At 60.6% G+C, this 26419-nt stretch carries 25 protein-coding genes and 1 other RNA gene; 23 read left to right on the top strand and 3 right to left on the bottom strand.

Annotated elements, in window-relative coordinates; all coding sequences use genetic code 11:
* Positions 1–91: 91 nt before the first annotated feature.
* The 5 genes from petA (at position 92) to KI787_04830 (ending at position 3857) form a co-directional block, all read left to right on the top strand.
* Entirely contained in the window at positions 92–685 is a 594-nt protein-coding gene (gene petA, locus KI787_04850) for a ubiquinol-cytochrome c reductase iron-sulfur subunit (GenBank protein ID MBV6629266.1), read from the top strand.
* Between the two features lie 2 nt (positions 686–687).
* Positions 688–1926: a cytochrome bc complex cytochrome b subunit gene (locus tag KI787_04845; GenBank protein MBV6629265.1), complete on the top strand. Its 1239-nt coding sequence runs from the start codon at positions 688–690 to the stop codon at positions 1924–1926.
* A complete protein-coding gene (locus tag KI787_04840) occupies positions 1923–2675 on the top strand; it encodes a cytochrome c1 (protein ID MBV6629264.1) in 753 nt (250 codons plus the stop codon). The genes KI787_04845 and KI787_04840 overlap by 4 nt, the downstream gene beginning before the upstream one ends.
* Before the next feature lie 165 nt (positions 2676–2840).
* Positions 2841–3446, top strand: coding sequence for a glutathione S-transferase C-terminal domain-containing protein (locus tag KI787_04835; protein MBV6629263.1), 606 nt, complete (start codon positions 2841–2843; stop codon positions 3444–3446).
* A complete protein-coding gene (locus KI787_04830; protein ID MBV6629262.1) occupies positions 3447–3857 on the top strand; it encodes a ClpXP protease specificity-enhancing factor in 411 nt (136 codons plus the stop codon).
* 146 nt (positions 3858–4003) lie between these two features.
* Here KI787_04830 and KI787_04825 read toward each other — a convergent pair whose 3' ends face one another.
* Genes KI787_04825 through KI787_04815 form a run of 3 tightly spaced genes read right to left on the bottom strand, consistent with a single transcriptional unit; the run spans position 4004 to position 7562 of the window.
* A complete protein-coding gene (locus KI787_04825; protein MBV6629261.1) occupies positions 4004–5374 on the bottom strand; it encodes an FAD-binding oxidoreductase in 1371 nt (456 codons plus the stop codon).
* On the bottom strand, positions 5371–5757 hold the full coding sequence (locus KI787_04820; GenBank protein ID MBV6629260.1) for a YraN family protein: 387 nt from the start codon (positions 5755–5757) through the stop codon (positions 5371–5373). Before KI787_04820 ends, KI787_04825 begins: the two co-directional genes overlap by 4 nt.
* Complete coding sequence (locus KI787_04815) at positions 5709–7562, bottom strand: penicillin-binding protein activator (protein MBV6629259.1); 1854 nt, start codon at positions 7560–7562, stop codon at positions 5709–5711. Before KI787_04815 ends, KI787_04820 begins: the two co-directional genes overlap by 49 nt.
* Before the next feature lie 111 nt (positions 7563–7673).
* Between KI787_04815 and rsmI the strand changes: the two genes are divergently transcribed.
* From rsmI to ftsZ, 18 genes are all read left to right on the top strand, one after another.
* Positions 7674–8471 (top strand): 16S rRNA (cytidine(1402)-2'-O)-methyltransferase, encoded by a 798-nt coding sequence (gene rsmI, locus KI787_04810; GenBank protein ID MBV6629258.1) that lies wholly within the window; start codon positions 7674–7676, stop codon positions 8469–8471.
* Between the two features lie 115 nt (positions 8472–8586).
* Positions 8587–8936: RNase P RNA component class A (rnpB, locus tag KI787_04805), an RNA gene on the top strand.
* 364 nt (positions 8937–9300) lie between these two features.
* Positions 9301–9732 (top strand): division/cell wall cluster transcriptional repressor MraZ, encoded by a 432-nt coding sequence (gene mraZ, locus KI787_04800; GenBank protein MBV6629257.1) that lies wholly within the window; start codon positions 9301–9303, stop codon positions 9730–9732.
* A gap of 1 nt (position 9733) precedes the next feature.
* Positions 9734–10666 carry a 16S rRNA (cytosine(1402)-N(4))-methyltransferase RsmH gene (rsmH, locus tag KI787_04795; GenBank protein ID MBV6629256.1) on the top strand — a complete coding sequence of 311 codons (933 nt, stop codon included), beginning with the start codon at positions 9734–9736 and terminating at the stop codon, positions 10664–10666.
* A complete protein-coding gene (gene ftsL, locus KI787_04790) occupies positions 10645–10923 on the top strand; it encodes a cell division protein FtsL (GenBank protein MBV6629255.1) in 279 nt (92 codons plus the stop codon). Before rsmH ends, ftsL begins: the two co-directional genes overlap by 22 nt.
* Positions 10920–12599, top strand: a complete 1680-nt coding sequence (locus KI787_04785) for a penicillin-binding protein 2 (protein ID MBV6629254.1) — start codon at positions 10920–10922, stop codon at positions 12597–12599. Before ftsL ends, KI787_04785 begins: the two co-directional genes overlap by 4 nt.
* A complete protein-coding gene (locus tag KI787_04780) occupies positions 12596–14056 on the top strand; it encodes a UDP-N-acetylmuramoyl-L-alanyl-D-glutamate--2,6-diaminopimelate ligase (protein MBV6629253.1) in 1461 nt (486 codons plus the stop codon). Before KI787_04785 ends, KI787_04780 begins: the two co-directional genes overlap by 4 nt.
* Positions 14056–15405 (top strand): UDP-N-acetylmuramoyl-tripeptide--D-alanyl-D-alanine ligase, encoded by a 1350-nt coding sequence (murF, locus tag KI787_04775; protein ID MBV6629252.1) that lies wholly within the window; start codon positions 14056–14058, stop codon positions 15403–15405. Before KI787_04780 ends, murF begins: the two co-directional genes overlap by 1 nt.
* Positions 15398–16480: a phospho-N-acetylmuramoyl-pentapeptide-transferase gene (gene mraY, locus KI787_04770; protein ID MBV6629251.1), complete on the top strand. Its 1083-nt coding sequence runs from the start codon at positions 15398–15400 to the stop codon at positions 16478–16480. Before murF ends, mraY begins: the two co-directional genes overlap by 8 nt.
* Entirely contained in the window at positions 16480–17787 is a 1308-nt protein-coding gene (gene murD / locus KI787_04765) for a UDP-N-acetylmuramoyl-L-alanine--D-glutamate ligase (protein MBV6629250.1), read from the top strand. Before mraY ends, murD begins: the two co-directional genes overlap by 1 nt.
* Positions 17784–18944, top strand: a complete 1161-nt coding sequence (ftsW, locus tag KI787_04760) for a putative lipid II flippase FtsW (GenBank protein ID MBV6629249.1) — start codon at positions 17784–17786, stop codon at positions 18942–18944. Before murD ends, ftsW begins: the two co-directional genes overlap by 4 nt.
* Before the next feature lie 11 nt (positions 18945–18955).
* Positions 18956–20017: an undecaprenyldiphospho-muramoylpentapeptide beta-N-acetylglucosaminyltransferase gene (murG, locus tag KI787_04755; GenBank protein MBV6629248.1), complete on the top strand. Its 1062-nt coding sequence runs from the start codon at positions 18956–18958 to the stop codon at positions 20015–20017.
* A gap of 10 nt (positions 20018–20027) precedes the next feature.
* Positions 20028–21443 (top strand): UDP-N-acetylmuramate--L-alanine ligase, encoded by a 1416-nt coding sequence (gene murC, locus KI787_04750; GenBank protein ID MBV6629247.1) that lies wholly within the window; start codon positions 20028–20030, stop codon positions 21441–21443.
* Positions 21440–22330, top strand: coding sequence for a UDP-N-acetylmuramate dehydrogenase (gene murB, locus KI787_04745; protein MBV6629246.1), 891 nt, complete (start codon positions 21440–21442; stop codon positions 22328–22330). The genes murC and murB overlap by 4 nt, the downstream gene beginning before the upstream one ends.
* Positions 22327–23244, top strand: a complete 918-nt coding sequence (locus KI787_04740) for a D-alanine--D-alanine ligase (GenBank protein MBV6629245.1) — start codon at positions 22327–22329, stop codon at positions 23242–23244. The genes murB and KI787_04740 overlap by 4 nt, the downstream gene beginning before the upstream one ends.
* Positions 23241–23954, top strand: a complete 714-nt coding sequence (locus KI787_04735; protein MBV6629244.1) for an FtsQ-type POTRA domain-containing protein — start codon at positions 23241–23243, stop codon at positions 23952–23954. The genes KI787_04740 and KI787_04735 overlap by 4 nt, the downstream gene beginning before the upstream one ends.
* Entirely contained in the window at positions 23951–25192 is a 1242-nt protein-coding gene (gene ftsA, locus KI787_04730) for a cell division protein FtsA (protein MBV6629243.1), read from the top strand. The genes KI787_04735 and ftsA overlap by 4 nt, the downstream gene beginning before the upstream one ends.
* A gap of 51 nt (positions 25193–25243) precedes the next feature.
* Positions 25244–26419: a cell division protein FtsZ gene (ftsZ, locus tag KI787_04725; GenBank protein ID MBV6629242.1), complete on the top strand. Its 1176-nt coding sequence runs from the start codon at positions 25244–25246 to the stop codon at positions 26417–26419.

Genomic DNA, 26419 nt, shown 5'->3' with positions numbered 1-26419 from the left:
GGATTGCGGCTTGGGTCCGTGGACGCTCCGCATCCAATCCTTAAACGAAACGATGAACAGGCCCGTATGGGTTTGTACCGGGAGTGCGTGAATGAGCACAGCAGGCGTCGACGATAGCAAGCGTCGCTTCTTAACCCTGACCGGAGTCGCCGTGGGTGGTGTAGGTGTGGTGGCAGCCGCGCGTCCATTCTTGGCGTCTATGGCACCCAGTGAACGCGCCAAAGCGCTTGGGGCTCCGGTGACGGTCGACATTTCCAAGCTGGAAGAAGGCCAGCTGCTGATCACCACTTGGCGCGGAAGCCCAGTGTGGGTGGTTCGCCGTACGCCGGAAATGTTGAGTAACCTCGACAAGATCGAGCCCAAACTCAGCGATCCGGCCTCCGAGCAAGACCAACAGCCGGAATACGCCCAAAACCAGTCGCGGGCTCTAAGGCCCGAAGTTCTGGTGATGGTGGGTCGTTGTACGCACTTGGGCTGCTCGCCGACTTTCCGCCCGGATTACCCAGCTGAAGATTTGGGTAAAGATTGGCTAGGCGGCTTTTTCTGCCCCTGCCACGGTTCCAAGTTTGACCTCGCGGGACGGGTTTACAAGGGCGTTCCTGCGCCTCTAAACATGCCCATTCCCCCGTACCGTTACGTAGACGACAACACCATTGTTGTCGGTGAAGATACGGAGGTAGCTTAACAATGGGTATTCAAGTCAACCCTCATGGCACTACAGGTGTCGTCGGCTGGATCGATGATCGCTTCCCGCTGACCAAGATCTGGAAAGATCACATCTCCGAGTACTACGCACCGAAGAACTTTAATTTCTGGTACTACTTCGGATCGCTGGCCACCTTGGTTTTGGTGAACCAGCTGCTGACCGGGATTTTCCTGGCCATGCACTACAAGCCATCGGCAGCTGAGGCCTTCGCTTCGGTGGAGTACATCATGCGTGATGTGCCCTTTGGCGATTTGATCCGTTATTTGCACTCCACAGGGGCCTCAGCCTTCTTCATTGTGGTGTATCTGCATATGTTCCGTGCCTTGCTTTACGGGTCTTATCGTAAACCGCGGGAGCTGATCTGGATCTTTGGCTGTTTGATCTACTTGGTGCTGTGTGCCGAAGCCTTCGCGGGTTATGTATTGCCCTGGGGCCAGATGAGCTACTGGGGCGCCCAGGTGATCATCTCGCTGTTCGGTGCCATCCCGGTCATTGGTCAAGACTTGGTGATTTGGGTTCAGGGCGACTACGTGCCCTCGGACGCTACGCTGAACCGCCTCTTCTCCTTGCACGTTGTGGCCCTGCCCTTCGTCTTGGTCGGGCTGGTTGTGGCGCACTTGATGGCCTTGCATGAAGTGGGTTCCAACAACCCTGACGGCATCGATATCAAGAAAAACAAAGACGAAAACGGCGTGCCTTTGGATGGGATTGCCTTCCACCCCTACTACACGGTGAAAGACATCTTCGGTGTGGCCGTCTTCCTGGCCTTTTTCTTCGCCATTGTCTTCTTTGCCCCGGAGATGGGTGGTTACTTCCTGGAGAAGCCGAACTTTGTCGAGGCGAACCCGGCAGTGACTCCAGAGCACATTGCTCCGGTGTGGTACTTCACCCCCTACTACGCCATGCTGCGCGCCGTGCCCGACAAACTCGGTGGCGTGATCGTGATGTTCTCCGCCATTGGCATCTTGTTCGCACTGCCCTGGTTGGATCGCTCGAATGTGCGCTCCATCCGCTACAAAGGCCTGCTGACCAAAATCGCCTTGGGCGTATTTGCGGTGACCTTCGTTGTCCTGGGCTGGCTGGGCGTTGAAGCGCCGTCGGAAACCAAGACGTTGATGGCGCGCATCGGCACCGTGATTTACTTCCTGTTCTTCCTGCTAATGCCGATCTACTCCAAGATCGATAGCACCAAGCCAGAGCCGTCGCGGGTGACCTCATGAGCAAGCAAGGTTTATTTCTCACACTCATCCTGTGCCTGACCGGTGCCGCACACGCTGCGGGTGGTGGTGCGCTGCTTCATTACGAAGTGGATACGAGCAATAAAGCCTCGGTACAACGGGGCGCTGCGAACTTCATGAACTACTGCAGCGGCTGTCATTCGTTGAAGTACCTGCGCTATGGGCGTATGGCGGAAGACAATGAGATTCCTGAAGGGCTGCTCAAAGAAAACTTGATGTTCACCTCCACTAAGCCTGGTGAGCCGATCAAGAGCGCCATGCCCTCGGAAGCTGCCGCCAATTGGTTTGGCCAGGTACCGCCGGACTTGAGTCTGACAGCTCGTGCTCGCGGAGCCGACTGGATTTACAGCTTCCTGAAGACCTTTTACTTAGACCCCAGCAAGCCTACGGGCGTGAACAACAAGCAGTTGGCTGGTGCATCTATGCCCCACGTGCTGGGTCAATTAGAAGGTTACAAGGTGCCTGTGGAGTCGCATGGGGAAGAAGAGGACCATGGCCATGGCGGTCATGGTGGTCACAGCGGGCCCAAGTTTGAGATCGTTCAAGCTGGTTTGCTCAGCCCTGCGGAATACGACCGCTTCGTGGGCGATATCACCAACTTCCTGAGCTACGCTGCAGAGCCTGGTAAAGAAACCATGCACTCGCGCGGTAAGTGGGCTTTGTTGTACATCTTCCTGCTCATCCCGCTGACCTACATGATCAAGCGCGAGTTCTGGAAAGACGTGCACTGAGGCATTGCATCAGGCCCCTCTATGACATAAAGCGGGCCATTGCTGGTGTAGCAGCCAGTATTATTCAGCGGGCGGCTCATTGAGCGCCCGCTTTTTTTATGGTGCTACAGGCTTCAGCGGCAGCAATTCACTGAGTTTGTAGGCTATGCGGGCTAAACTGGTGTGATGGGGCGAAGTCGTACTTCACAAAACGGGCTCAGCTTGTTTCATTGTCCAGAGGACCTCGACAGCCAGCGCTTGCGCTGGATGATTGCGGAGAAGGGCATCGAAGCTATGCATTTGATTGCTGTCGAGGCTGGCGACCAAAATGAGGATTTATTGGTCCTCAATGCACGGCATGACTTGCCCACCCTGGTCGAGCGGAATCTGGTCGTCGCCGGGATCGACATCATTGCCGAGTACCTGGACGAGCGCTATCCCTTCCCGCCGATGATGCCCAGTGATCCCGCCGGTCGCGCACGTTTGCGGATGACCGCGCGAATCTTACGCGACGACTTGGAAGACCCTCTGGAGGGCGGGGCCAGCAAGAAGACCATCGCTGCGGCGCTGGTAGGCTTCGACAGCCTGCTAGGTCAGCGTAAATTCTTGTTAGGAACCAGTCTCAGCTTGGCCGACATTTACTTGATGCCTATGTTGTGGCGCTTGAAAACTTACGCATACAGCTGGCCTGCAAGCTGCGCAACGCTACGTGCTTATGCGCAGCGCATGAGCCAGCGACCAGCGTTTCAAACCAGCTTAACGCGGGCCGAACGCGCGCTAGGAGCCGTATAAATGAGCGAGACAATTCCTCGCAAACCCTATTTGCTGCGAGCCCTATGCGACTGGGCCGAGGACAATGGCTGGACGCCGATGGTGTTAGTCAACGCTGAACATGCCGGGGTGCAAGTGCCACCCAGCGGGGTTGAAGACGGCAAAATCAGCCTGAACATTAGTCAGCGAGCGACGCGTGAGCGCGATATATCGGCCTGGGGTGTGCGCGCGCTGGCCCGGTTCTCTGGTGAGATTTTTCGCCTGCAACTGCCCCTGGATAGCATTGAGGCCTTTGTCGTGCGCGAGAGCGGCGAGGGTATGATTTTCCCGCCTGAACTGAAGGCCGAGGCGCAATCCACTGAGGCCCCGGATGAGCCCCCACCGGATGCTCCACCGCCGCCACGCGGCAGTCATCTCAAAGTGGTCAAGTAGCTGCCAGCGATCAACGAGCTGCCAAGCGCGCACGCAATCATTAGCAGCCACGACGCGCCGCGAGCGGCCGCTAGAAGCTGACGTGGCAGGTCTTCGTGCGGTGTCAGTGGCTGACATGAGGCGAAAAGCCAAAGCACCCGAATGAGTTAGTCAGGAGCGACTGGCGGCAGACCTTTATCGGGGTTGAGAATGCCGTGCGGGTCCAGCGCATGTTTGACGCTACGCATTGCAGCCAAAGTTGCTGGGTCCAACTCCCAATGCACAAAGTCGCGTTTGGCCAGGCCCACTCCATGCTCGCCCGAGAGGCTGCCGCCGCACTCTAGCGCTGCTCTGAACACGCCTTCCAAGCATTGGTCATGTTCGGCCAGTTGCGCCGGGTTGTTTTTGTCGTACATCAAATTGACATGCAAGTTGCCATTGCCGGCATGGCCAAAACACACAATAGGGATGCCATGCCGCTCTGAAAGCCCGGCGACCGTGGCGACCAGCTGGGGGATTTTGGATACCGGCACCACGACATCTTCGTTGGTTTTGTTGGGGGCCAGGCGACGAAGCCGCGGCGATAGCGCTTTACGCGCAGCCCATAAGGCCAGCATCTCGGAGGGGTCGTCGCTGTCCTCCCAGGCGCAAAAAGACGATCCCAAAGTCTGCTTCCAGGCTTGGGTGATGCTGTGCAATTGGGCGTGATCGGCATGACACTCCACCAGTAGTACCGCCTGGGTGTCATCGTCCAAGGCCACATCGTCGCGGATCAGCCCAACGGCGCGATCATCTAAAAACTCGCACACCGACGGACCTACGGGCTGGCTGAGCAGCGTAGCGACGCCCTGCGCAGCGGCGGCCACAGACGCAAACTCGATGCGCGCTGCTCGCCTGGCCGCCGGCCGCGGAGTGAGGCGCAGCACTGCCGAGGTGATAATGCCCAAGGTGCCCTCTGACCCCACCAGTAAGCGGGTCAAATCCAACCCCACCACGGCTTTGGTGGTCCTCGCACCCACGCGAATGAGCTCGCCATTGCCAATCACTGCGCTCAGGCCCAACACGTTATCCCGGCAGGTTCCATACCGTACGGCCTTGGGGCCACCGGCATTACAACCCAGGTTGCCGCCAACACTGGAATAAGGGGCGCTTGTGGGGTCTGGGGCCCAGAACAGGCCGTCAGGGGCCACGTGGTCCTGGACGGCTTGGTTAACTATTCCGGCTTCCACCTCGATGTAGCGGTCCGCAGGCTGATAGTCGATGACCCGGTCCATGCGCTCCATACTCAAGACCAGCCCACGTGCGAGGGGCACGCTGGCACCGACCGTGTTGGTGCCGCGGCCGCGTACCGTCAGTGGCCGCTGATGCCGTGCACACCAGCGAACGGCGGCTTGCACATCTTGGGCATGATTGGCTATTACCACCGCGGCAGGATTTTGCTCACGGCGGGAATTGTCAAAACCATAGGCCAAGCAATCCGCCGGATCAGTCAACACATCACCCTGCAAGCTTGCTTCCAGGTCTGCCCACTCGCTCATGCAAACTCCATAACATGCTTAAGCCAACGCCATTGCTGCCCGTTATGAGCCAGCACGTCCACGCGCAGATATTGATCAGCCGCAGCGGGGTGCTGCGCTAAGTAGTGGCGCACGGCCCGGCCTATGCGCAGCTGCTTGCGCGCGTCGATGCTGTCCTCAGCCCGGACCATACTCCCAGCTGCCCGCGCGCGAACTTCAACAAAGACCAGGGTCTGCTGGTCGCGCATGATGAGATCGATTTCGCCGCCGCGGCAGTGATAGTTTTGTTGCACCAGTACCAAGCCCCGCTGACGGAGCCAGCTGAGGGCCTCCTGTTCGGCTGCGGCGCCGCAGATCACGGCTGGGCGACCACCTCCGGGCGACCTTCCCGAAAAACGGCGCATGGGAGTCGCCGCTCTGGCCTAGCGCGTCCTAGCAAGTGGAAATCGCCACTGGCGCCACTGACAACCACATTGCTGGGCCAACGTCCTGCTCGGGCCTGCGTGGCCAGCAAGTACGCATCGTGCCCCAGGGCATGAAATCGAGCCCAGCGGCTGTCCGCAGCGGCATCCCATTCCTGAAACTGCTGACGCTGGGCCCGCCAGTTTTCATTAGAGCCTAGCAGCCAGGGGCTAGAGCAGAAGTACACACCGTTGAGGTCGCGTTCCGCCTCATCAACCTGACCATCAAAAAGCCGACCACTGGCGTAGATGGGAAGATCTGCGGCTTGGTAGAACTTGATTTGCGGCCGTATTTGCCGGGCGTCGTCCAGGCCGGCTGCTAAAAACAGGGCATCGGCGTCCTGGCGGCGGATGGTTTCAAACTCGATATCACGGCCGAGGGTGCGCTGTACGCGCTGCGCACGATCCCGGCTACGTTCTAGCTGCAGCACGGCTTGGATGGCCTGCGGGTAGCTTTCGCTGGTGGACTCGAAACGCATGCTATCCAGGAGACTGCCTCCTTCCAATAGCAGACTGTCCTCCAAGGCTTGTACCGCTCTCGCGGCCCAGTCTGAGTCTGCACGCAAGGCCACCAAGCGAGTATGTCCTTGGGCCAGGGCAAGACGCGCGGCGCTGGCGGCATCGTCTTCTGGGGGGAGGGCTAAGCTCAGCAACCAGGGCCGCTGCGCGTAGCCCTGTGGCGCCGCATTCAAGGCCAGTTGCGGAAGCTGGAAGGCATTGTGTTGCAGCGTTTGCTGCACTGAGTCTCGTTGTAGGGGGCCAACAATCAAATCGACGCCTGCCGCAACCGCCTCATCAAAGGCGGCCTTAGCGCCGCGGGCGTGGGTATCGAAGACATCCACCCGTAATCGGTTTTCGCCGCGATTGAAATACGCCGCCATGAAGCCGTCCCGGATGGCTGCAGCGGGTTCCGCCAAGCGTCCGCTGAGTGGTAAGAGCAGACCAATGTGGCTGGGCGCGTCGGCGAGCAGTGCCTGAGCTTGCTGGCCCAGGTCATCGATCAGATCCATGCCAGGATGCCGGGGGTAACTACGCTTCCAGCCATTGAGCGCTTGTTCTAGGCTTTGCGAGTCGGGCCATAACTTGCGGCCAATTTCACCTAAGTCCAGCCAGCCGCGCACAGTTGGGTTGAGGCCACGAGTCGGCTCCAACCAATACAAATCCGTACTTTGCAGGAGTTGATGAATGCGCGCGACGCGCTGCGCTTCCAGTGGTGCTGACAATGGAGGTTGGGCGGCCGCCACCAAAGCTTGGATGGCAGACACACCATCTTGGAGCTGCTCTAGGGCTAGCGCGCGGGTCAAAGCGGTATAAAACCGCCAACGCACATCAATGGCGGGAGCGGCGCTTTGGATGCGACTTAAGGCCAGGAGTGGTTCGCGACGCAAGATATGCCAGCGTGCTTGCAGCACCCGAATTTGCCACTGCATCTCGCTGCTGCTTACCGCAGTGATGGCGCCCAGGCGGTCTAGAATGCGGAGAAGATCGTCCGCTGCTGCGGCTTGCCCATAGAGCCAGCCTGCTTCGACCAAGTTGTTGAAGCGCTCCTGCGCCTCGGTGGCGAGCTCTGCCGCCGACTCTAGCTCCTTGGCCCGTTGGCGTTGCTGCTCCGGCGTTAGCTCGCCCGTGGCCGGCGCGGTGCTCTGTGTGGGGCTCGTGACGCTGCCAGATCTGGCCGGTAGATTGCTACAGCCCAGTAGGAGCAGCAAAAGACCAGCGCAGAACAATCGATGCCAGAGTGTGTTCATGCCACGTAGTATGCCTATTTGGTCGACGATCTTGGCACTGAGGTATCGGTTTTGGCGCTACAGGTAGGGCAGCTTTTTATTGTGGCGACGCCCATTGGGAATTTGGCGGACATGAGTCCCCGGGCCGTGGAGGTGCTGCAGCGCGCGGATTTGGTACTCGCTGAAGATACTCGGCACAGCGGGTCCTTATTCAAGCACTTCAACATCCGTAGCCCTTTGCGCAGCTGGCACGCGCATAACGAAAATTCGCAGCTGCAAATGGTGCTGGAGCGCCTTCAGTCCGGTGAGAATATCGCGTTGATTTCAGATGCCGGGACACCTTTGATCTCTGATCCTGGGTATGGGCTGGTTGAGGCTTGCCGCGCGGCTGGGATTAAGGTCACGCCCATCCCCGGTCCTTGTGCACTCATTGCGGCCCTCAGCGTGTCTGGCCTGCCCACCGAGCGGTTTAGCTTCGAGGGTTTTCTTCCCGCCAAAAGCAAGGCCAGGCAAACGCGTTTGGCAAGTTTGGCGCAGGAGACTCGGACTCTGGTGTTCTATGAGGCCCCGCATCGGCTGGCTGCCATGCTGGCTGATGCCCAGGCGCAGTGGGGCGCAGAGCGGCAGACTTGCTTAGTGCGTGAACTGACTAAACGCTATGAGTCGGTGTACTCCGGTCGCTTAGAGGACATGGCAGCCTGGGCCGCCGGTGATGGCCCAGATCGACGCGGTGAGTTTGTGGTGTTGTTCGCGCCGGCGCCCGCTGCAAAAGCCGTCGGCATGAGCGCTGAGCTGCGCGAGCTGGCGATGAGCCTGCACGGTTCCATGCCGCCGCGGAGGCTGGCCAAGGCGCTCGCACGGTTTGCTGACTGCCCGACTGCTGAGGTCTACGACTACCTGCTGAGCCTGGATGCTGGCGGTCAGGGTTAAGCGCAGTGCTGGGCGACGACGCTGCACTCCAGGCCCACAAGCTGGGATCGGATGATGCCCAGGCCCGCGAATTCTTGGGCGTTGGCGGCGAGCGCAAGCTACACTGCCCGCGCGGGGAGCCGGCTGGGCAATCGCGGATACCTTTGGGTATTCGAGGAAAGTCCGGGCTCCACAGGGCAGGGTGCCAGGTAACGCCTGGGGGGCGTGAGCCCACGGAAAGTGCCGCAGAGAGTAGACCGCCTAAGGGTCCGAGGACCCCGGCAAGGGTGAAAGGGTGCGGTAAGAGCGCACCGCGCTGCCGGTAACGGGAGTGGCAGGGTAAACCCCACTCGGAGCAAGACCAAATAGGGGAGCTGAGTCGCGGCCCGCGATGCTCCCGGGTAGGTTGCTAGAGGGTTATGGCGACATAACTCCCAGAGGAATGATTGCTCTCGACAGAACCCGGCTTATAGGCCGACTCCCCGCACTGTATTCGGTGACGCAGTGGGCTCCAGGCCAGGCCCGCATCAGCGGTGATTAAAAGGGCTTGTACGACATGGGCGTCAAGCCTTCGCCGCTGAGGTCAGGATTAGGTCGTGGCTAAGCTTGGCTTCTCCCACTTTACTCCCCCAAACCGCGATAAAGCTTCTTAACTTGCCTTAAGAAGGGTTTCCAAGTTGTTGTTTCTACAGGGTGTTTGAGGGTGTCAAAATCCCAGCAAAAGCGGCTCTAAGCTACTGTTTTATCTGCAAAAAACCGCTTGACCATACGCATCTCTAGGCCTATAGTGGGGCGAAATGGTGTGAAGTGGAGTGAAGGGGTAGGACTTCACCTGACTGCAGGGGCTGGGATGTATAGCGGCAAGAGCGAGTTGACATTGGACGATAAGGGGCGCCTGGCGATCCCGGCTCGCTATCGCCCATCGCTTTTGGAGCAATGTGCCGGCCGGCTGGTGATTACGGTCGATGTGGAGCCCTGCTTGTTGATCTATCCCGCCGATACCTGGAAGCAGTTTGCCGATCGATTGATGGCGCTGAATGAGTTTGATCCCCGTGCTAAGCGCGTGCGTCGTCATTTTCTCGGTCATGCCGAGGAGGTGGAGATGGATCGCCAGGGGCGGGTCTTGCTAACTCCCGCGCTGCGCGCGCAAGCGGATCTGCAAAGGCAGGCGGTGCTCGCGGGTCAGGGCACCAAGTTTGAGCTGTGGGCAGCCCAGGCTTGGGAATCGCAAATGGATGAAGCACCCATTGATGGCGAGCTTCTTGCCGACCTGGAGATCTGAGTTGGTGGTCGCGGACACCACCGCGCACACTCCAGTGATGCTGACGGACGTCCTTCAGCAACTGGAGTTCGTGCCTGATGGGCGCTACCTGGACCTCACCTTTGGTCGTGGAGGCTATGCCCGGGCCATGCTCGAGCGCATGCAGGGCGGTGAGCTGGTGGTATGCGACCAAGACCCAGACGCAATTGCAGTGGCAAATGCGCTGGCCGAGCAGGACTCTAGAGTGACGCCCGTGGCCGCTAACTTTGGCGAGCTGGCGCATAGCGCCGTGATTCAAGCGGCTCCTTTTGACGGCATCGTTGCCGATTTAGGGGTGTCTAGCCCGCAATTGGATCGCGCCGAGCGTGGCTTTTCTTTTCGCTTGGATGGCCCGCTGGATATGCGCATGAACCCCGCAGCGGGCCAGTCTGCAGCGCAGTGGCTGGCCGAAGTGCCCACCCACGAGCTGATTCGCGTTCTGCAGCGCCTGGGTGAAGACCCGCAGGCGCGGCGGATTGGGCTGGCTATTGCGCGGGCCCGCGAGGCTGAGCCCATTACCACCACGCAACAGCTGGCCAACATCGTGGAGGGCGCAGTTGGTGGCCGCCGGGGGCGCCGTACCCACCCTGCGACGCGCACCTTTCAAGCCATTCGCATGCAGGTCAACCGCGAGCTGGAGGTTCTGCAGGCCCTGCTGGACCAGGTGCATGACTGGCTGAAGCCTGGCGGACGACTGGTCGTGGTGAGTTTTCACTCCCTCGAAGACCGTGCGGTCAAACGGATGTTGCAGGCTGGAGCAAGGCCAAAGGCCGCCCACCCGGCGCTCCCCGACCCCACACCTTTGTGGTCGGCTATCGGTCGGGTTCGTTGCTCCGAGCTGGAGGCAGCTCGTAACCCACGTGCGCGTAGCGCCACATTGCGCTGGGGGCAGACATGGACTGGCGCAACATGCTGAGCCTGACCTTGGTTTATGCCGCGGTGGCCTTGTCGGCCTTGGCGGTTGTGCGCATGCGTCACGAGGCCCGGTCTGCCCAGGCGGCATTGCAGGAGGCGCAATCCACCGCGCGAGACTTGTCGGCTGAAGCGCGTCAGCTAGAGCTGGAGCGAGCCGCTCTGGCGGCTCCAGCCGTCATCGAAGCGCGTGCTCGCGAGCAGTTAAATATGCGCCGCCCGCAGCTGAATCAGGTAGTGCCCTTGGAGGCTAAGCCATGAACCGGCTATGGCGTATGCGCTTGGTCGCGAGCGGTTTGCTGCTGCTACTGGTGGTGTGTGCCGGACGCAGTTTCGAGTTGCAGGTGCATAAGCAGGACTTCCTGCGCGCCGAGGGCGAGCGTCGCCATGTGCGAGTTTTGGTGGAGCCTGCCGAGCGAGGCGCTATTCGGGATCGGCATGGTGAAGTGCTGGCCTTGAGTGCGCCGAGTGAGTCCATCTGGGTCGTACCTGCTGCCTTGCTCGAGGACGCCGAGAAGATTCCGCATCTGGCCGGTTTGCTGGGGCGCAGTGAGGACCAGCTCAGAGCCGAGCTAGAGGCTCGCGCCGGCCGACAGTTTTACTACCTGGCGCGTCAGCAGGCCCCAGCCGCCGCTCGCCGCATCATGGCCTTGGGTGCGCGCGGAGTATTTCTGCAGCGCGAGTATCGCCGCTTCTATCCCGGTGGCGAAATTGCAGCCAGCCTCGTCGGGCTGACCGATATTGACGGCCAGGGTCAGGAGGGCTTGGAGCGCAGTTTGGATGCCCAATTGCGCGGTGAGCCTGGTCGCCGTCGGGTGATCCAGGACAGCCTGGGACGGGTGGTGGAAGATCTCTCCGATTATGTGCCGGCACGCCCAGGGCAGGACGTGCAGCTCACCTTAGATTCGCGTCTGCAGCATGCGGCTTACTCCGCATTGAAAGCCGTTGCCGAGCGCGCGCAAGCCCAGTCGGGTCAGGCCTTGTTCGTCGATGTGGCTGATGCCAGCGTACTCGCTGCTGCGAGCTGGCCGGGCGTCAACCCGAATGATCGCTCGGATGCGGTTGCTCTGCGCCAAGGTCTGCGGAACCGCATTGCCATGGATGTGTTCGAGCCAGGCTCCACCGTCAAGCCCTTCGTGGTGGCTGCCGCTCTGGATCAAGGTGTGGTGGACGCCGATGCCACCATCGCCACGGGCAATGGCTATTTGCGCGTCAATGGTCAGGATATTCGGGACCTGCATGGCTACGGCGACTTGAGCTTGGGTCGTGTTTTAGCCAAGTCCAGCAATGTGGGCGCGGTGAAGCTGGGCTTACGCTTGGGTCCTGAGGCCTTATTTCACGCCTACCAGGGCTTGGGTTTTGGCTATTTGACCGGGGCGCTGAGTGGTGAGGAGGCCAGTGGTTATCTTCCGGGGCCTTTGGAGCTGGGCTCCACTGTGGCCGCCTATGGGTATGGCTTTAACGTGACCATGCTGCAGCTGGCCCAGGCCTGGATGGCTTTGGCCGCCGATGGACGTCCGCGTTCGCTGCGCTTTTTCGCTGATGAGGTCTTGCCTGCACACGAGCCGGCCTTTAGTCCGGCTACCGCCGCAGCCGTGCGCGAAATGTTGATTGCTGTGGTGGCGCCTGGGGGCACGGCGACACAGGCGGCGATACCAGGTTGGCAAGTCGCAGGGAAAACCGGCACCGTGCGTAAAGTGGTTAACGGTCGTTATGACAGTGAGCGCCACCAAGCCTTCTTCGTCGGGATGGTTCCTGCACATCAACCGCGCGTCTTGGGCCTGATTATGTTGGATGACCCCGGCGGCGACCGCTATTACGGTGGCCAATTGGCGGCGCCAGTGTTTGCCGATGTGGCTGGCCATGCGCTGCGCCGCTTGGGTGTGGCGCCGGTGCGTCGCCCGGCTCTGGCTCAGGCCGAAGGTGGTGCCTCATGATGGCGCTGCCAGAACTGCTTCAGGGCTGGGCCAGCGACGTGGCCACAATTCCCGTGTCTCACCTCACGCTCAACAGCTTAGATGTGCAGCCTGGCTCGGTCTTTTGCGCTGTGCCGGGGCTGCATCATCACGGGCTGACATTTGCTCCTGATGCCGTAGATAAGGGTGCTGCAGCCGTGCTCTACGACCCCCAGGGCGCGCCGGCTGTTGCGGACTCTGCTGTGCCGCATATTGCTGTGCAGGGGCTGGCCGAGAAATTGCCCGAGCTGGGGGCGCGTCTGCACGGGCATCCTGCAGAGCAGCTCACTCTCGTGGGGGTGACCGGCACCGATGGCAAAAGCTCCGTGGTTCATTATTGCGCCCAGCTGCTACGGGCCAGCGCTATTCCATGTGCCACTTTGGGGACTTTGGGCTTGGACCTTGGTGAGGGAGCCGAGGACGCCAGTCTGACCACGCCTGATCCCTTGCGTTTGCAAGCGCTTCTGGGGCGGGCGCGCGATGCTGGCATGCAGGCCGTGGCTATGGAGGTCTCGTCACATGCCTTGGCACAGGGGCGGGTGGCTGGGCTTCCCTTTGCGCATGTGGCCTTAACCACCCTCGGCCGGGATCACCTAGATTTTCATGGTTCGGTGGCGGCTTATCATGCGGCGAAGAAACGGCTACTGAACTGGCCTGGTGTTCAAACCGTGCACCTCAACGGCGACGATGCCATGGTGCGACGCGCGGCCAAACAGGTAGAGCAGGCAGCGCGCGTCCGCTTCTATGGGGCGGCAACAGAGGCGCGTTGGCGCTTGCTTTCCGTGACGGCGGACTCCAGCGGTCTGGGCCTGGAGCTGGCGGTTGGCGAGCTTAAGCAGCGTATTCAGCTCAAACTGTTGGGCGGGTTTAATGCCGGCAATGCCATGGCAGCGGCAGCCTTGGCTGAGGCGGCCGGAGCGCCGGTTGAGGACATCCTCCAGGCCTTGCCCCGCTTGCGTCCCGTGTGCGGGCGCATGGAAGTGATTGGCGCTGCGGGTCAGCCTACAGCCGTGGTGGACTATGCCCACACCCCGGACGCGCTCCGCTCTGTCCTAAGCGCGTTGCGGCTGCACAGACCGCGCGAGCTGGTCTGTGTGTTTGGCTGCGGTGGCGAGCGTGATCGCGGTAAGCGCCCATTAATGGCTGCTGCAGTAGAAGAATTAGCCGACCGTTGGTGGGTCACCGACGACAACCCGCGCCGCGAAGATCCCGAGCAAATTTTTGCGGATATGCGTCAGGGCCTGAAGAACCCGCGCGCTGGATCCTGGGAACATGACCGCGCCCAGGCCATTCAACACGCGCTGGAGCAGGCCCACGAGGCCGACATTGTGCTGGTCGCCGGTAAGGGCCATGAAGACTATCAAGATCTAAACGGGCAGCGGCAGCCCTTCTCGGATCAAGCTGTCATTCGCGCTGCCTTGGGCGGAGGGGAAGCCTGATGCGTCGCGCATGGATGGCCGAAGTACTCCCCCGCGCTGTTTGGGTGGGCGACTGGCCCGAGCAGCTCCAAGGCCAATGGTGCATTGACGCGCGCCAGATCACGCCAGGCGATATTTTTGTGGCCTTGCCCGGCTCCAAGGCGCATGGCCATGCTTTCGTAGAGCAGGCCCGCCTTAATGGTGCGGCGGCGGCGCTGGTTAGCTATCCCCAAAATGACCCGCTGCCGCAATTGGTGGTGCCTTTTGTGGAGTACGCCCTTGCGCAACTGGCGCTGGCCTGGCGTCGTCAGTGGTCTGGGCGCCTGCTAGCGCTCACCGGCTCCAACGGCAAAACGACGGTCAAGGAAATGCTGGCTAGCATCGTGGGACAGCATACGGGCGCTGTGGTCACCCAAGGGAATCTCAATAACCATCTTGGCGTTCCTCTGACCCTGTTGCAGCTTAACGACGAAGCCTCGGTGGGCATCATTGAGATGGGTGCAAACCACGTTGGGGATATTGCAAACCTCTGCCGCATTGCCGAGCCCGATTTGGGCATCGTGACCCTGGCCGCTGAGGCTCATTTGGATGGTTTTGGCAGTTTAGACGGCGTCGCTCAGGGCAAGGGCGAGATGTTCTCCTCCTTGCCACTGGATGGCATGGCCATCATTAACGCTAATGATCGCTACACCGACTTCTGGATAGCTCAGGCCGGACCGCGCCCACGGATGCTGTTTGGGCCTGGCGGGGATGTCTACGCAACCGATATCCGCGTCCATGGTGCAGCCAGCGACTTCGAGCTGCACACGCCGCAAGGGCAGGCTGCTGTGCAGCTGCCGGCCAGTGGCGAACACAATGTGATGAATGCCCTGGCCGCCAGCGCGGGCGCGTTGAGTTTAGGGCTGCCCCTCCGTCAAATCGTGGATGGCTTGCAGAGCTTTGCCCCTGTAGCCGGCCGGCTGCGCCGCCTGCCCTTGGGCCCTGGCCGCTGCCTCATCGACGATAGCTACAATGCTAACCCCGGTTCCGTACTTGCTGCGATTGCGGTGCTTGCCGGAGAGCCTGGACCGCAATTGCTTTGTCTAGGCGGTATGGCGGAGTTAGGCGCCGATAGTGCCCAACAACATGCGCGTGTCGGGGCGGCTGCGGCCAAGGCAGGCTTGAGCGCGCTCTGGACCTGCGGCGAAGCTGCGGCCGCCAGCGCAGACGCAGCCGGTGATATCGCCCGCCATTTTGCCGACCGTGCCCAGCTCATCCAGGCCTTGCGCAACGAGGCTCAGGATTATCAAACCATTCTGATCAAAGGCTCGCGCAGCGCTGGCATGGACGCCGCCGTGAGCGCCCTGAGTCAGGAGAACTCTTGTGATTAGTCATTTGGCCGAATGGCTGTCCGCCGAATGGTCCCCGTTGCGTGCGCTTCAATACATTACCTTGCGCGCCATCCTGGCGGCCCTCACCGCCTTTGCGGTGTCGTTGTTGCTCGGTCCTCGATTTATTTCCTGGCTGGTCTACCAGCGCGTGGGCCAACCAATTCGAGAGCTGGGGCCCCAAAGTCATCAGTCCAAAGCGGGCACGCCCACCATGGGCGGTACTCTGATTGTGGCGGCGGTGGCTGCCTCCACCTTGTTGTGGGCAGATTGGACCAATGCCGCCATTTGGATTGCTTTGCTTTGCACTGTGGCGTTTGCGGTCGTCGGTTTTGCCGATGACTGGCTAAAGCTCAAGCGGCGTAGCTCGGATGGCTTGAGCGCTAAACAAAAGTACGCTGGCCAATCTTTGGCCGCGGCTGTGGCCGCCGTCGCAATCATGCTCACCGCGCCAAGTGAGGTCAGTACGACTTTGTTCGTGCCGGTGTTTAAGGATGTTGCCATCCCCTTAGGCTTTGGTTTTGCCGTGCTGGCCTATCTGGTCATTGTCGGCTCCAGCAATGCGGTGAACCTCACGGATGGTCTGGATGGCCTGGCGATCATGCCTTGCGTGATGGTTGCTGCAGCCTTGGCTGTGTTTGCCTATGCCTCGGGCCATGCCAACTTTGCTAGCTACCTCGGTATTCCCGCGGTTCCGGGAGTGGGCGAACTCACCATTTTCTGCGCTGCTATTTGCGGTGCTGGCCTCGGCTTTTTGTGGTTTAACGCCTACCCCGCCCAAATGTTTATGGGCGATGTCGGCGCCCTGGCCTTGGGCGCGGCCTTGGGCGTGGTGGCCGTACTTGTGCGCCAAGAACTCGTGCTGTTTGTCATGGGCGGCGTTTTTGTGGCCGAAACCCTGTCGGTCATCCTGCAGGTAGGCAGTTTCAAGCTGCGCGGCAAGCGCATTTTCCGCATGGCGCCGCTACACCATCATTTTGAACTGGCCGGTTGGGCCGAGCCCAAGATCATCGTGCGCTTCTGGATTGTGACGCTGGTGCTGGTGCTCATTGGTCTGGCGACCCTGAAGGTGCGCTGATGCAAGATCTGGGTGCTCGCGTTCTGATCTGCGGCCTGGGCGAAACCGGGCAAAGTGCGCTGCGTTGGCTGCATGCTCAGGGCGGTTACGAGCTGCACCTTTGGGATAGTCGTAAGCAGCCCCCCGTTACCGCGGAGCTGGCTGCCCTGGGCCAATGCCACTTTGCTCTGGACAGCTATGCAGATTTGCTGAGCCACTGCGACTGGGTATTGGTATCGCCTGGGCTACCCCAGGATCTACCGCTACTGCTTGAAGCGCGCAGGCAAGGTAAACCCATCCTGAGCGATATTGATGTGTTCGCCCGAGCCGCCCAGGCGCCCATCGTCGGGGTCACCGGCTCCAACGGCAAGAGCACAGTCGTCACGGCGCTGGCTGCCATGGCCAGAGCCGCCGGTCTGAATGCCCCTGCTGGAGGCAATTTGGCGCCTCCTGCGCTGGATATTTTGGACCCTGCTGCGGATTGCTACCTGCTGGAGCTATCCAGCTTTCAATTGGAGCACAGTGGTGCATTGCCCTTGGCGGTAGGCGCTGTTCTCAATCTCAGCCCCGACCATCTGGATCGGCATGGCAGCATGCAGGCTTATGCCGCCGCCAAGGCGCGCATCCTGGCGGCTGCGACGGTGGGTGTGCTGCGCAGTGATGATGACTGGGTTCGCGCAATGCATGGCGCTGAGCGCACAGTCCATTTCGCGGTTGAGCCCAGTGCTGATTACAGCTTGCATGATGGACAGCTTTGGCAGGGCGCGCAGCCCGTCTGCGCGACCGCACAGCTGCGCTTGGTGGGTCGGCACAACCACCTCAATGCCCTGGCGGCTGTCGCTATTGCTGATGCTCTGGGCTGGGACCGCAGCGCCAGTCTGCGTGGCCTGGAGCAATTCCAAGGCTTGGAGCATCGTTGCGAGTGGGTTGCCACCCACCAGGGTGTGACCTGGATTAACGATTCCAAGGGCACCAATGTGGGCGCAGTGGCCGCCGCGGTTGATGGCTTGGATGGCCCATTACTGTTACTCCTGGGTGGGCAGGCCAAAGGGGGCGATTTCGCACCTCTGGTCGCGCCGCTCAAAAACAAGCTCCGTAAGGTGTTGGTGTTTGGGCAGGATGCGCTGACCATTCTGGAGCAGCTCCGCGGTGAGCTGGCCGTGGAGCGCGTGGCGGATCTGCCTGCAGCGGTGAATCGCGCAGCCTCCTTGGCTCAGTCTGGAGACAGCGTGTTGCTATCCCCAGGTTGCGCCAGCTTCGACCAGTTCAGTGGTTTTGTGGAGCGTGGACAAAGATTCCGCGATCTGGTCCAGCAGGTGACGGCATGACCTTGCCCACCTTATTTGCGCCGGTCGACTGGCAACGCGCATGGCCAGTGCTCAACCGTGAGCTGCTACTGGTCACCTTGGCCCTGCTCGGCGTGGGTCTGGTGATGGTGGCTTCGGCCTCCGTTGCTGTTGCCGACCGTAGCTGGGGTGACCCGTCGCGCTTTTTTGACCGTCAGTTGATCTACGCCGGCTTAGGGCTGCTGGCCGTCGGTTTGTTGGTGCACATCCCACTGGCGGTCTACCAATCCTTTAGTTTTGCGCTCCTGGGGCTGTCCCTGGGGTTGTTGCTGCTGGTCTTGGTTCCTGGCCTGGGCGTGAGCGTGAATGGGGCTCAGCGCTGGCTAGATTTAGGCCCCTTGCGCCTGCAAGTGAGTGAGTTCGCTCGCCTGGGAATATTCCTCTACGTTGCTGCCTACGCGGTCAGGCATCGCGAGGCTCTACAGCGCGGGCTGTTGGGTGTGTTTCGCCCTTTAGTTCCGGTTGCCGTTGCTGCGGTGCTCTTGCTGGTTGAGCCCGATTTTGGGGCGGCAGCAGTGCTCACCGCGGTGGTTCTGGCCTTTTTGTTTGTTGCTGGGGCTCCTTTGCTCCACTGCGCCGCCTTGTTGCTTGCTGCAGCGGCGTTGCTCTACGCCTTGGCAGTGTTGGAGCCCTATCGCCTGGAACGGCTGATGTCCTTCCGTGACCCCTGGGCGCAGCCTTTTGATGGGGGCTTCCAGCTCACCCAATCCTTAATCGCCATTGGCCGCGGCCACTTGTTTGGTGAGGGGCTGGGCAACAGTGTGCAGAAGTTGATGTATTTGCCTGAAACTCACACCGATTTCATCTTCGCGGTCTTTGCCGAAGAGTTCGGGTTGTTGGGTGTGCTGCTGCTGATTGCCGCATTTACGCTGCTACTGCGGGCTGGTTGGAGCATTGCCCAAAATGCTTACGCAGCGGGCCAGGAATTCGCTGGTCACGTCGGTGTTCTGCTCACCTTGTGGTTGGTGCTCCAGGCGGCGCTGAACCTGGGCGTCAACATGGGGTTGTTGCCCACCAAAGGTCTGCCATTGCCCTTTTTCAGTTATGGCGGCAGCCATCTGCTGGCCTGCATGGCGGCTGTGGGTTTGCTGCTGCGCATTAACCTGGAAACCGAGCTTAAGCCTGGAGGCTCCTCGTGAAGGCTTTGGTGATGGCTGGTGGCACCGGCGGCCACATCATGCCTGGTTTGGCTGTTGCTGAGCTGTTGCGGGCGCAGGGTGTGGAGGTGCATTGGCTGGGAACGGCGGCTGGACTGGAAGCGCGTTTGGTGCCCAAGGCTGGAATACCGCTGCACATCGTTGCTATGCGCGGCTTGCGTGGGAAGTCTTTGCTGTCTAGGTTGCTTTGGCCCTGGCAGTTGCTGCAGGCCTTGATTCAGGCTGTAGGTTTTATGCGTCGCATTTCACCTCAGGTCGTCATTGGTTTTGGCGGCTACGTGGCGGCTCCAGGTGGGATCGCAGCCTGGCTGCTGCGACGCCCGCTATTCATTCACGAACAAAATGCAGTGGCTGGGTCCACCAACCGCGCCCTGGCGCGATTGGCCCGGACTGTGTACGGCGCATATCCGGGCAGTTTTCCCCAGGGCGTAGCGGTTGAAGTGGTGGGTAATCCCGTGCGCGCAGATATCTCCGCGCTGCCTGGTCCGGAGCAGCGCGGCCTCGCTTCGGAGCAACCCCTCCGCGTATTGGTGCTCGGCGGTAGCCAGGGTGCGCGCATTCTCAACCAAACAGTGCCGGCAGCGGTCGCTTTGATGGCGCCGGAGCTTCGCCCCAGGCTGCGCCATCAGGCCGGCCGGGATCTGGCAACGGCCGAACAGGCCTATGCACAGGCAGGCCTGGATGTAGAGCCAGAAGCCTTTATCGAGGATATGCCCGCCGCTTATGCCCAGGCAGACTTGGTCATTTGCCGTGCGGGGGCTTTGAGCCTGGCAGAGATTATGGCAGCCGGTTTGCCCGCGATTTGTGTGCCGCTCGCCATTGCCATCGACGACCACCAAAAAGCGAATGCCAGCCATCTGGTCCAGGCTGGAGCCGCCTGGATGCTCACCGAGGACAACTGCACCGCGGAGCAGCTCGCTGCATTGCTAGAGCAGGTGCTCAGCCAGCCCGAAGAATTGCGCCGGCGCGCCAGTAAGGCGCGGGAGCTGGCCCGCCCTCAGGCTGCGCATCATCTGGCCCAGGCCTGTCTGGCTGCAGGAGGCTCGCATGATTGACGCCCAAGCCATGTCGCAAATGCTACAAGCCCGGTTGCGCCAGGTGGCCAAGGTGCATTTTGTGGGAATCGGCGGCTCCGGTATGGCGGGCATCGCCGAGGTGTTGCTCAACCTTGGTTATACGGTTAGCGGTTCCGATCAACGCGAAGGTCCTAGCGTGCAACGTCTGCGTGATCTGGGCGCGAGCGTGCGCATTGGTCATGACCCTGCCGCCGTTGCAGGTGTGGATGTGGTGGTCCGCTCCAGTGCCGTGACTGCGGAAAACCCTGAAATTGCGGCGGCCCTAGCCGCACGGACACCGGTGATTCGGCGTGCTGAGATGCTGGCCGAACTCATGCGCTTTCGCTTCGGTATTGCCATTGCCGGTACCCATGGCAAGACCACCACAACCAGCCTGACCGCTACGGTGCTGGCAGCTGGTGATCTGGACCCGACCTACGTGATTGGCGGTTTGCTGAAAAGCTCGGGCAGTAATGCGGCTTTGGGAACCGGCCCCTACTTGGTGGCGGAGGCGGATGAGTCCGATGCTTCGTTTTTGCACCTCACACCCATGCTCAGCGTCGTCACCAATGTGGATCTAGACCACATGGATACCTACGACCATGATCCGCAGCGCCTCTACTACAGCTACGTGGAGTTTTTGCAGCAGCTGCCCTTCTATGGCTTGGCCCTGCTGTGTGCGGATGACCCCATGTTGATGCAGCTGCGTGATGATATTGGTCGTCCCACACTGACTTACGGTTTGTCTGTGGAGGCGGATTATCGGGCGGTGAATCTCCGCCCAGACGGCGCAATGGTGCACTTCGAGCTGCATACTCCGCAGCAGCAAGTGGTGCCCGTTGCCTTGGCCTTGCCAGGCCGACATAACGTCCAGAATGCCTTGGCTGCTCTCAGCGTAGCCTGCGAGCTTGGCTTGGACCCTGCGCAGGTGGCTCCAGCACTGGCCAGCTTCAAGGGAATTGGTCGGCGCTGTGAGGTGCTTGGAAATATCACCTTGCCCGGCGGCGGCGAGGCCATGGTCATCGACGACTATGGTCACCATCCCGAGGAGCTGCAGGCCACATTAACCGCCGTGCGCGAGGCCTGGCCGGATCGGCGTTGCATCTTGGTTTTTCAGCCGCACCGCTACAGCCGTACCCGCGACCTATTCGATGACTTTGCCCGCGTACTCGCGACCACCTCAGCTTTGGTCTTAACCGATGTCTACCCTGCCGGGGAAGCCCCGCTGGCACAAGCGGATAGCCGCAGCCTGGCCCGCGCCATCCGCCTGCGTGGTCAGGTGGAGCCGGTGCTGGTACCGCAGTTGGCCGCGGTACCAGAGCAGTTGGCGAGCTTGGCCCGCGATGGCGACATAGTGTTGTGCATGGGGGCCGGAAACATTAGTGGTCTGGCTCAAGACTTGGTGAAAACCGGGGTGCCAGCATGAGCGTGGCCTGGCAGACACGCGGCGAAGTTCGCGAGCATGAGCCGATGGCAGGCCATGTGAGCTGGCGTGCTGGAGGCCCCACCCGTTACTGGTATAAGCCTGCGGACTTGGACGATCTACAGCAGACCTTGCCCCAGCTGCCACAGCCGCGTTTGGTCGTTGGGCTAGGCAGCAATTTATTGGTCCGCGATGGCGGCTGGCCTGGCTGCGTGATTGTGCTGTTTGACCGCCTCAAGCAACTCGAATTCCAAGCCGATGGCAGGGTCGTGGTGGGCGGTGGCCTCCACTGCGCCACCTTGGCCAGTAGGGCGGCACGCGCAGGTTATGCAGGGGCCACCTTCTTTGGGGGTATTCCCGGCACCATTGGCGGTGCTTTGGCAATGAACGCAGGGGCCTGGGGGGGCGAAACTTGGTCGGTGGTGCGTCGGGCCGCAGTGTTAGACCCGTCGGGAGGGTTGCATTGGCTGGAACGTGACGCCTTCCAAGTAGGCTATCGCGAGCTAGTATCGCCGATTGAACAGGGTTTGTTCGTTGCCGCGGAACTGTCCTTAGAGCCGGGCTGCGATGCGGCTCAAGAGCAAGCGCAGCTGAAGCAAATGCTGGCAGAGCGGCGAGCCAAGCAGCCGGTGGGTCAGCCCTCCTGTGGTTCGGTGTTCCGCAACCCGCCTGGCCAATATGCTGCGGCCTTGATTGAGGCGGCGGGTCTCAAAGGCGAGCGACGGGGCGGGGCTCAGGTCTCCACCAAACATGCCAATTTTATTGTGAATCGAGAGGCGGCCAGCGCTGCCGACATTGAGGAGTTACTGCTGTATGTCCAACAGCGCGTTCGCGAGCATGCCGGCGTGGAATTGACGCCGGAAGTACGCATTGTGGGAGAGGCAGCATGATTGATTTTGGTTCCGTGGCCGTACTGTATGGGGGGTGGTCCGAGGAGCGCTCCGTGTCCTTGGACAGTGGCGCGGCTGTGCACGCTGCTCTAGAGGCTGCTGGCGTCAACGCCACCTTGGTCGACGCCACACCAGAGCGGGTGCTGGGTTTAGGCGCAGCTGGCTTTGATCGCGTATTCAACGCCTTGCATGGTCGAGGCGGTGAGGACGGTCTTGTTCAGGCGGCTCTGGAACTACAAGGCTTGCCCTTTACCGGCAGTGGCGTGGCGGCATCGGCTTTAGCCATGGATAAATGGCGCAGCAAATGCCTGTGGCAGGCCTGCGGTCTGCCCACGCCGGAATGTCATTTGGCCGGCGATGAGGCCAGTGCTGAGGCCGCTGCAGACCACCTGGGCTACCCCGTCTTTATTAAGCCGGCTCGCGAGGGCTCCAGCGTGGGCTTGAGTAAAGTCAAACAGCGTGCAGAAGTCGCGGCCGCTTACGCAAAGGCACGCGCTGTCGATGCCGAAGTCTTGGTGGAGCGCGGCATTAGTGGCGGGGAGTTCACCGTGGGAATGCTGGGTATGCAGGCCTTGCCCATGCTGCAGATCATTCCTCCGGGGGAGTATTACGACTTCGAAGCCAAGTATCAGTCGGATCAAACCCAGTACTTGCTGGTCGATGAGCACCCGCAAACCTCTGTGGAGGCGGTGCAGCAGCTGTGCGCCCAGGCCTTTAAGGTTCTGGGCTGCAAGGGCTGGGGCCGCGTGGATTGCATCATCGATCATGCCGGCCAGGCTTGGCTGTTGGAGGCCAACACCATCCCTGGAATGACCTCGCACTCTCTGGTGCCCAAGGCCGCGGCTGCTTTAGGCGTAGATTTTCAGGAGCTAGTGCTGCGTATTCTGGAGCAGACGCTGGAGGGGCAGTCATGAGTGGGCTGAGGGCTTGGAATCAGGAGTTCCCCTGGGGCTTGGCCGTGTTGCTGATGCTACTAGCGCTGCTGTTGCTAGGCCTCGCTCGATTGGGCGCGCAGCCCTTGCAACTGGAGCTGTACGGTGAGCTGGAGCGTACCCCCGCCAGCCAGCTGCATCAGGCCTTGTTGCCGGAGTTACAACGTGGGTTTTTTGCCGCGAGGCCCGAGGAAGTGGCAGCGATTGCGCAGAGTCTGCCGTGGGTGGCGACTACCCAACAGGAATACTTGTGGCCTAATCGCCTGGCTTTGGCTGTTGAAGAACATGAGCCAGTGGCCAATCTGCGCAGTGGTGGCGTCTTGCTACGCGACGGAAGTAGCATTGCGCAGCCTGCGGTCGCGGGGTTGCCCATGGTGGCGGCGGCGCCCCAGCGACGTGACCGGGTGGCCGCAGCGCTGCGTTATGTGAGGGAACGCTGTGCGCCATGTGAGGTGCAGGCGATGACCCTGCATCCGGGCCAGCAACTCGGCCTGACTTTGGGTTGGGATACGGCCACCATCGCCGTTGAGCTCGGTCGACCAGACTGGGACCAAGCCTTGGAAAGATTGGTCCAGCTGGCATTGCCCGCGCTGCAACCGGAACTGGACCGAGTCGCCGCCATCGATTTACGCCATCGCCATGCTTTTGCCGTGCGCTGGCGCGACGCTGAGCCAGAGGAAGTGACTCTATGAGCCGTAAGCCCGACGCTAACCTAAGTGTCAGCCTGGATATGGGGACGTCCAAGACGGCAGTGGTGGTTGCTGAGCTGGGTGACGACGGTCATGTCCGCGTGGTCGGTCATGGTGAGGCGCCATCACGCGGTATTAAAAAAGGCGTGGTGGTAAACATGGAAGCCACGACCAAAAGCATTGAGCAGGCGGTGAAAGAGGCCAACGAAATGGCCTCATGTAGCGTGCAGTCGGTCTTTGCTAGCGTCACCGGTAGCCACCTGAAAAGCCAGAATTCCCAGGGCATTGTGCCGGTAGCCAAACCGCATCGGGAAGTAACACCCAAGGACGTGGACCATGTCATCCAGTCCGCCTCGGCGCTGGCCATTAGTGCCGATCAGCAAATCCTGCATGTCCTGCCGCAGGAGTACATCCTGGATGACCAGGATGGCATTAGCGAGCCGGTGGGTATGACCGGTGTTCGCCTAGAGGCGCGGGTGCACATGGTGACCGCCAGCAAGAGCGCCACCCAGAACCTGCATAAATGCATTTCTCATTGTGGCCTCACGGCCAATCGGCTGGTTCTGCAATCACTGGCGGCAGCGCACGCAGTGCTCAATGAAGATGAGCGGGAGCTTGGCGTCGTGCTGTTGGATATTGGTGGCGGTACCACCGATATTGCGGTGTTCCAACACGGATCACTGCGACACAGTGCAGTGATTCCCTTAGGCGGCGACCACATTACTAATGACATTGCAGTAGCGATGCGCGCCCCCTTCCAGAGTGCGGAAGCGATTAAAGTAAAACATGGCTGCGCCGTCCCGGAAATGATTGAAGGGGAGGACACGGTGCAAGTACAGGATGTGGGCGATCGCCCGCCGCGCATGGTGAGTCGCCATATGCTCACGGAAGTGGTGCGCGCAAGGGTGGATGAGATCTTCCGTTTGGCTCTGCGCAAAGTGCGCGAGGGTGGGTTTGATCATCCACTACCTGCGGGCGGTGTGGTTCTCACCGGGGGAAGTGCGCAACTTCCAGGTATCTGTCTCTTGGCAGAAGAAATTTTTGAGCGGCCGGCCCGAGTGGGTCTGCCCTTGAATGTGAGTGGGCTGGAGGACATTGCCAAAAGCCCCGCCTACGCCACTGCGGTGGGCCTGCTGCGCTTCGGCAAGCAGGCTGGCCCCAGTAGCCCCAACCCCGGGAGTGGCACCAGCTTTGCTGCCGGTTGGGATAAGTTGAAAAGCTGGTTCCAACGCAACTTTTGACGTCAACGCAACGCAAACTCGCGAGGAGTTCAGGACATGACGACCGACGAAATTTTTGAAGTAATGGAAGCGCCTACACGCGACGCAGTCATCAAGGTGATTGGTGTTGGGGGCGGTGGCTCCAACACGGTGAACCAAATGGTAGAGGCCGGTATTAAAGGTGTGGAGTTCATCTGTGCCAATACCGACGCTCAGCATCTGCGTCGTTGTAGCGCAGACGTATTGCTGCCCATCGGCCAGCAAATTACTCGTGGCCTCGGCGCAGGAGCCGATCCGAATGTTGGTCGCCAGGCCGCCCTGGAAGACCGGGATCGTATTGTTGAGCTGATTGATGGCACCGACATGCTGTTCATCACCGCTGGTATGGGCGGTGGCACCGGTACGGGTGCGGCTCCTGTGGTGGCTGAAATTGCCCGTGAGATGGGTATTCTCACCGTTGCTGTGGTGACCAAGCCTTTCCAGTTTGAGCGTGCCAAACGCATGGCCGTGGCCAAACATGGCATTGAAGAACTGAACAAGCATGTGCACTCGCTGATCGTCATCCCCAACGAGCGTCTGCTGCCAGTGCTGGGTAAAGGCGTGTCCATGCGCGAGGCTTTCCGGGCGTCGAATGACGTACTGCACAACGCCGTTCAAGGCATTGCCGAAATCATCAACTGCGAAGGTATCGTGAATGTGGACTTTGCCGACGTGAAGAAGGTGATGGGCGTGCAGGGCATGGCCATGATTGGAATCGGGCGCGGCAAGGGCGAAGATCGGGCGACCGAAGCGGCAACCAGTGCCCTGTCCTGCCCTCTGCTGGAAGAGCTCAACATTCAGGGCGCCGAAGGCTTGTTGGTGAATATCACCGGCGCTGATTTGACCATTGACGAATACACCACCGTCATGGAAAAAATCTCCGAGACAGCCTCCGAAACAGCAGAAGTCATCGTGGGTACGGTCGACGATGATTCGCTGGAAGATGAGCTCCGCGTGACTGTCGTGGCCACCGGCTTGGACAGCGTGTTCAAGAAACAGCAAAGCACCGACTCCAGCAAGGTTGCTCCCATCGGCGCTGGTCGGCCGGCCGATAAGGGCTACAAAGGTTTGGAGGCTCCTGCCATTCAGCGGAATAAACCCCAAGCCAAAGCGGGTCCGGTTCCAGCAACACCGTCAAAGTCGGCCAAAGCCGATGACGGTTACGAGTACATGGATGTGCCTGCTTTTCTCCGTCGACAGGCGAACTAG

This window comes from Oceanococcus sp. HetDA_MAG_MS8, from assembly GCA_019192445.1.
Lineage (GTDB): Bacteria > Pseudomonadota > Gammaproteobacteria > Nevskiales > Oceanococcaceae > MS8.
This window is presented reverse-complemented; position numbering and strand designations above follow the sequence as displayed.

Excerpts from the sequence above, each read along its gene's own strand:
- petA (MBV6629266.1), top strand. The coding sequence starts at position 92 with ATGAGCACAGCAGGCGTCGACGATAGCAAGCGTCGCTTCTTAACCCTG.
- KI787_04845 (MBV6629265.1), top strand. The coding sequence starts at position 688 with ATGGGTATTCAAGTCAACCCTCATGGCACTACAGGTGTCGTCGGCTGG.
- KI787_04840 (MBV6629264.1), top strand. The coding sequence starts at position 1,923 with ATGAGCAAGCAAGGTTTATTTCTCACACTCATCCTGTGCCTGACCGGT.
- KI787_04835 (MBV6629263.1), top strand. The coding sequence starts at position 2,841 with ATGGGGCGAAGTCGTACTTCACAAAACGGGCTCAGCTTGTTTCATTGT.
- KI787_04830 (MBV6629262.1), top strand. The coding sequence starts at position 3,447 with ATGAGCGAGACAATTCCTCGCAAACCCTATTTGCTGCGAGCCCTATGC.
- KI787_04825 (MBV6629261.1), bottom strand. The coding sequence starts at position 5,374 with ATGAGCGAGTGGGCAGACCTGGAAGCAAGCTTGCAGGGTGATGTGTTG.
- KI787_04820 (MBV6629260.1), bottom strand. The coding sequence starts at position 5,757 with ATGCGCCGTTTTTCGGGAAGGTCGCCCGGAGGTGGTCGCCCAGCCGTG.
- KI787_04815 (MBV6629259.1), bottom strand. The coding sequence starts at position 7,562 with ATGAACACACTCTGGCATCGATTGTTCTGCGCTGGTCTTTTGCTGCTC.
- rsmI (MBV6629258.1), top strand. The coding sequence starts at position 7,674 with ATGAGTCCCCGGGCCGTGGAGGTGCTGCAGCGCGCGGATTTGGTACTC.
- mraZ (MBV6629257.1), top strand. The coding sequence starts at position 9,301 with ATGTATAGCGGCAAGAGCGAGTTGACATTGGACGATAAGGGGCGCCTG.
- ftsL (MBV6629255.1), top strand. The coding sequence starts at position 10,645 with ATGGACTGGCGCAACATGCTGAGCCTGACCTTGGTTTATGCCGCGGTG.
- KI787_04785 (MBV6629254.1), top strand. The coding sequence starts at position 10,920 with ATGAACCGGCTATGGCGTATGCGCTTGGTCGCGAGCGGTTTGCTGCTG.
- KI787_04780 (MBV6629253.1), top strand. The coding sequence starts at position 12,596 with ATGATGGCGCTGCCAGAACTGCTTCAGGGCTGGGCCAGCGACGTGGCC.
- murF (MBV6629252.1), top strand. The coding sequence starts at position 14,056 with ATGCGTCGCGCATGGATGGCCGAAGTACTCCCCCGCGCTGTTTGGGTG.
- murD (MBV6629250.1), top strand. The coding sequence starts at position 16,480 with ATGCAAGATCTGGGTGCTCGCGTTCTGATCTGCGGCCTGGGCGAAACC.
- ftsW (MBV6629249.1), top strand. The coding sequence starts at position 17,784 with ATGACCTTGCCCACCTTATTTGCGCCGGTCGACTGGCAACGCGCATGG.
- murG (MBV6629248.1), top strand. The coding sequence starts at position 18,956 with ATGGCTGGTGGCACCGGCGGCCACATCATGCCTGGTTTGGCTGTTGCT.
- murC (MBV6629247.1), top strand. The coding sequence starts at position 20,028 with ATGTCGCAAATGCTACAAGCCCGGTTGCGCCAGGTGGCCAAGGTGCAT.
- murB (MBV6629246.1), top strand. The coding sequence starts at position 21,440 with ATGAGCGTGGCCTGGCAGACACGCGGCGAAGTTCGCGAGCATGAGCCG.
- KI787_04740 (MBV6629245.1), top strand. The coding sequence starts at position 22,327 with ATGATTGATTTTGGTTCCGTGGCCGTACTGTATGGGGGGTGGTCCGAG.
- KI787_04735 (MBV6629244.1), top strand. The coding sequence starts at position 23,241 with ATGAGTGGGCTGAGGGCTTGGAATCAGGAGTTCCCCTGGGGCTTGGCC.
- ftsA (MBV6629243.1), top strand. The coding sequence starts at position 23,951 with ATGAGCCGTAAGCCCGACGCTAACCTAAGTGTCAGCCTGGATATGGGG.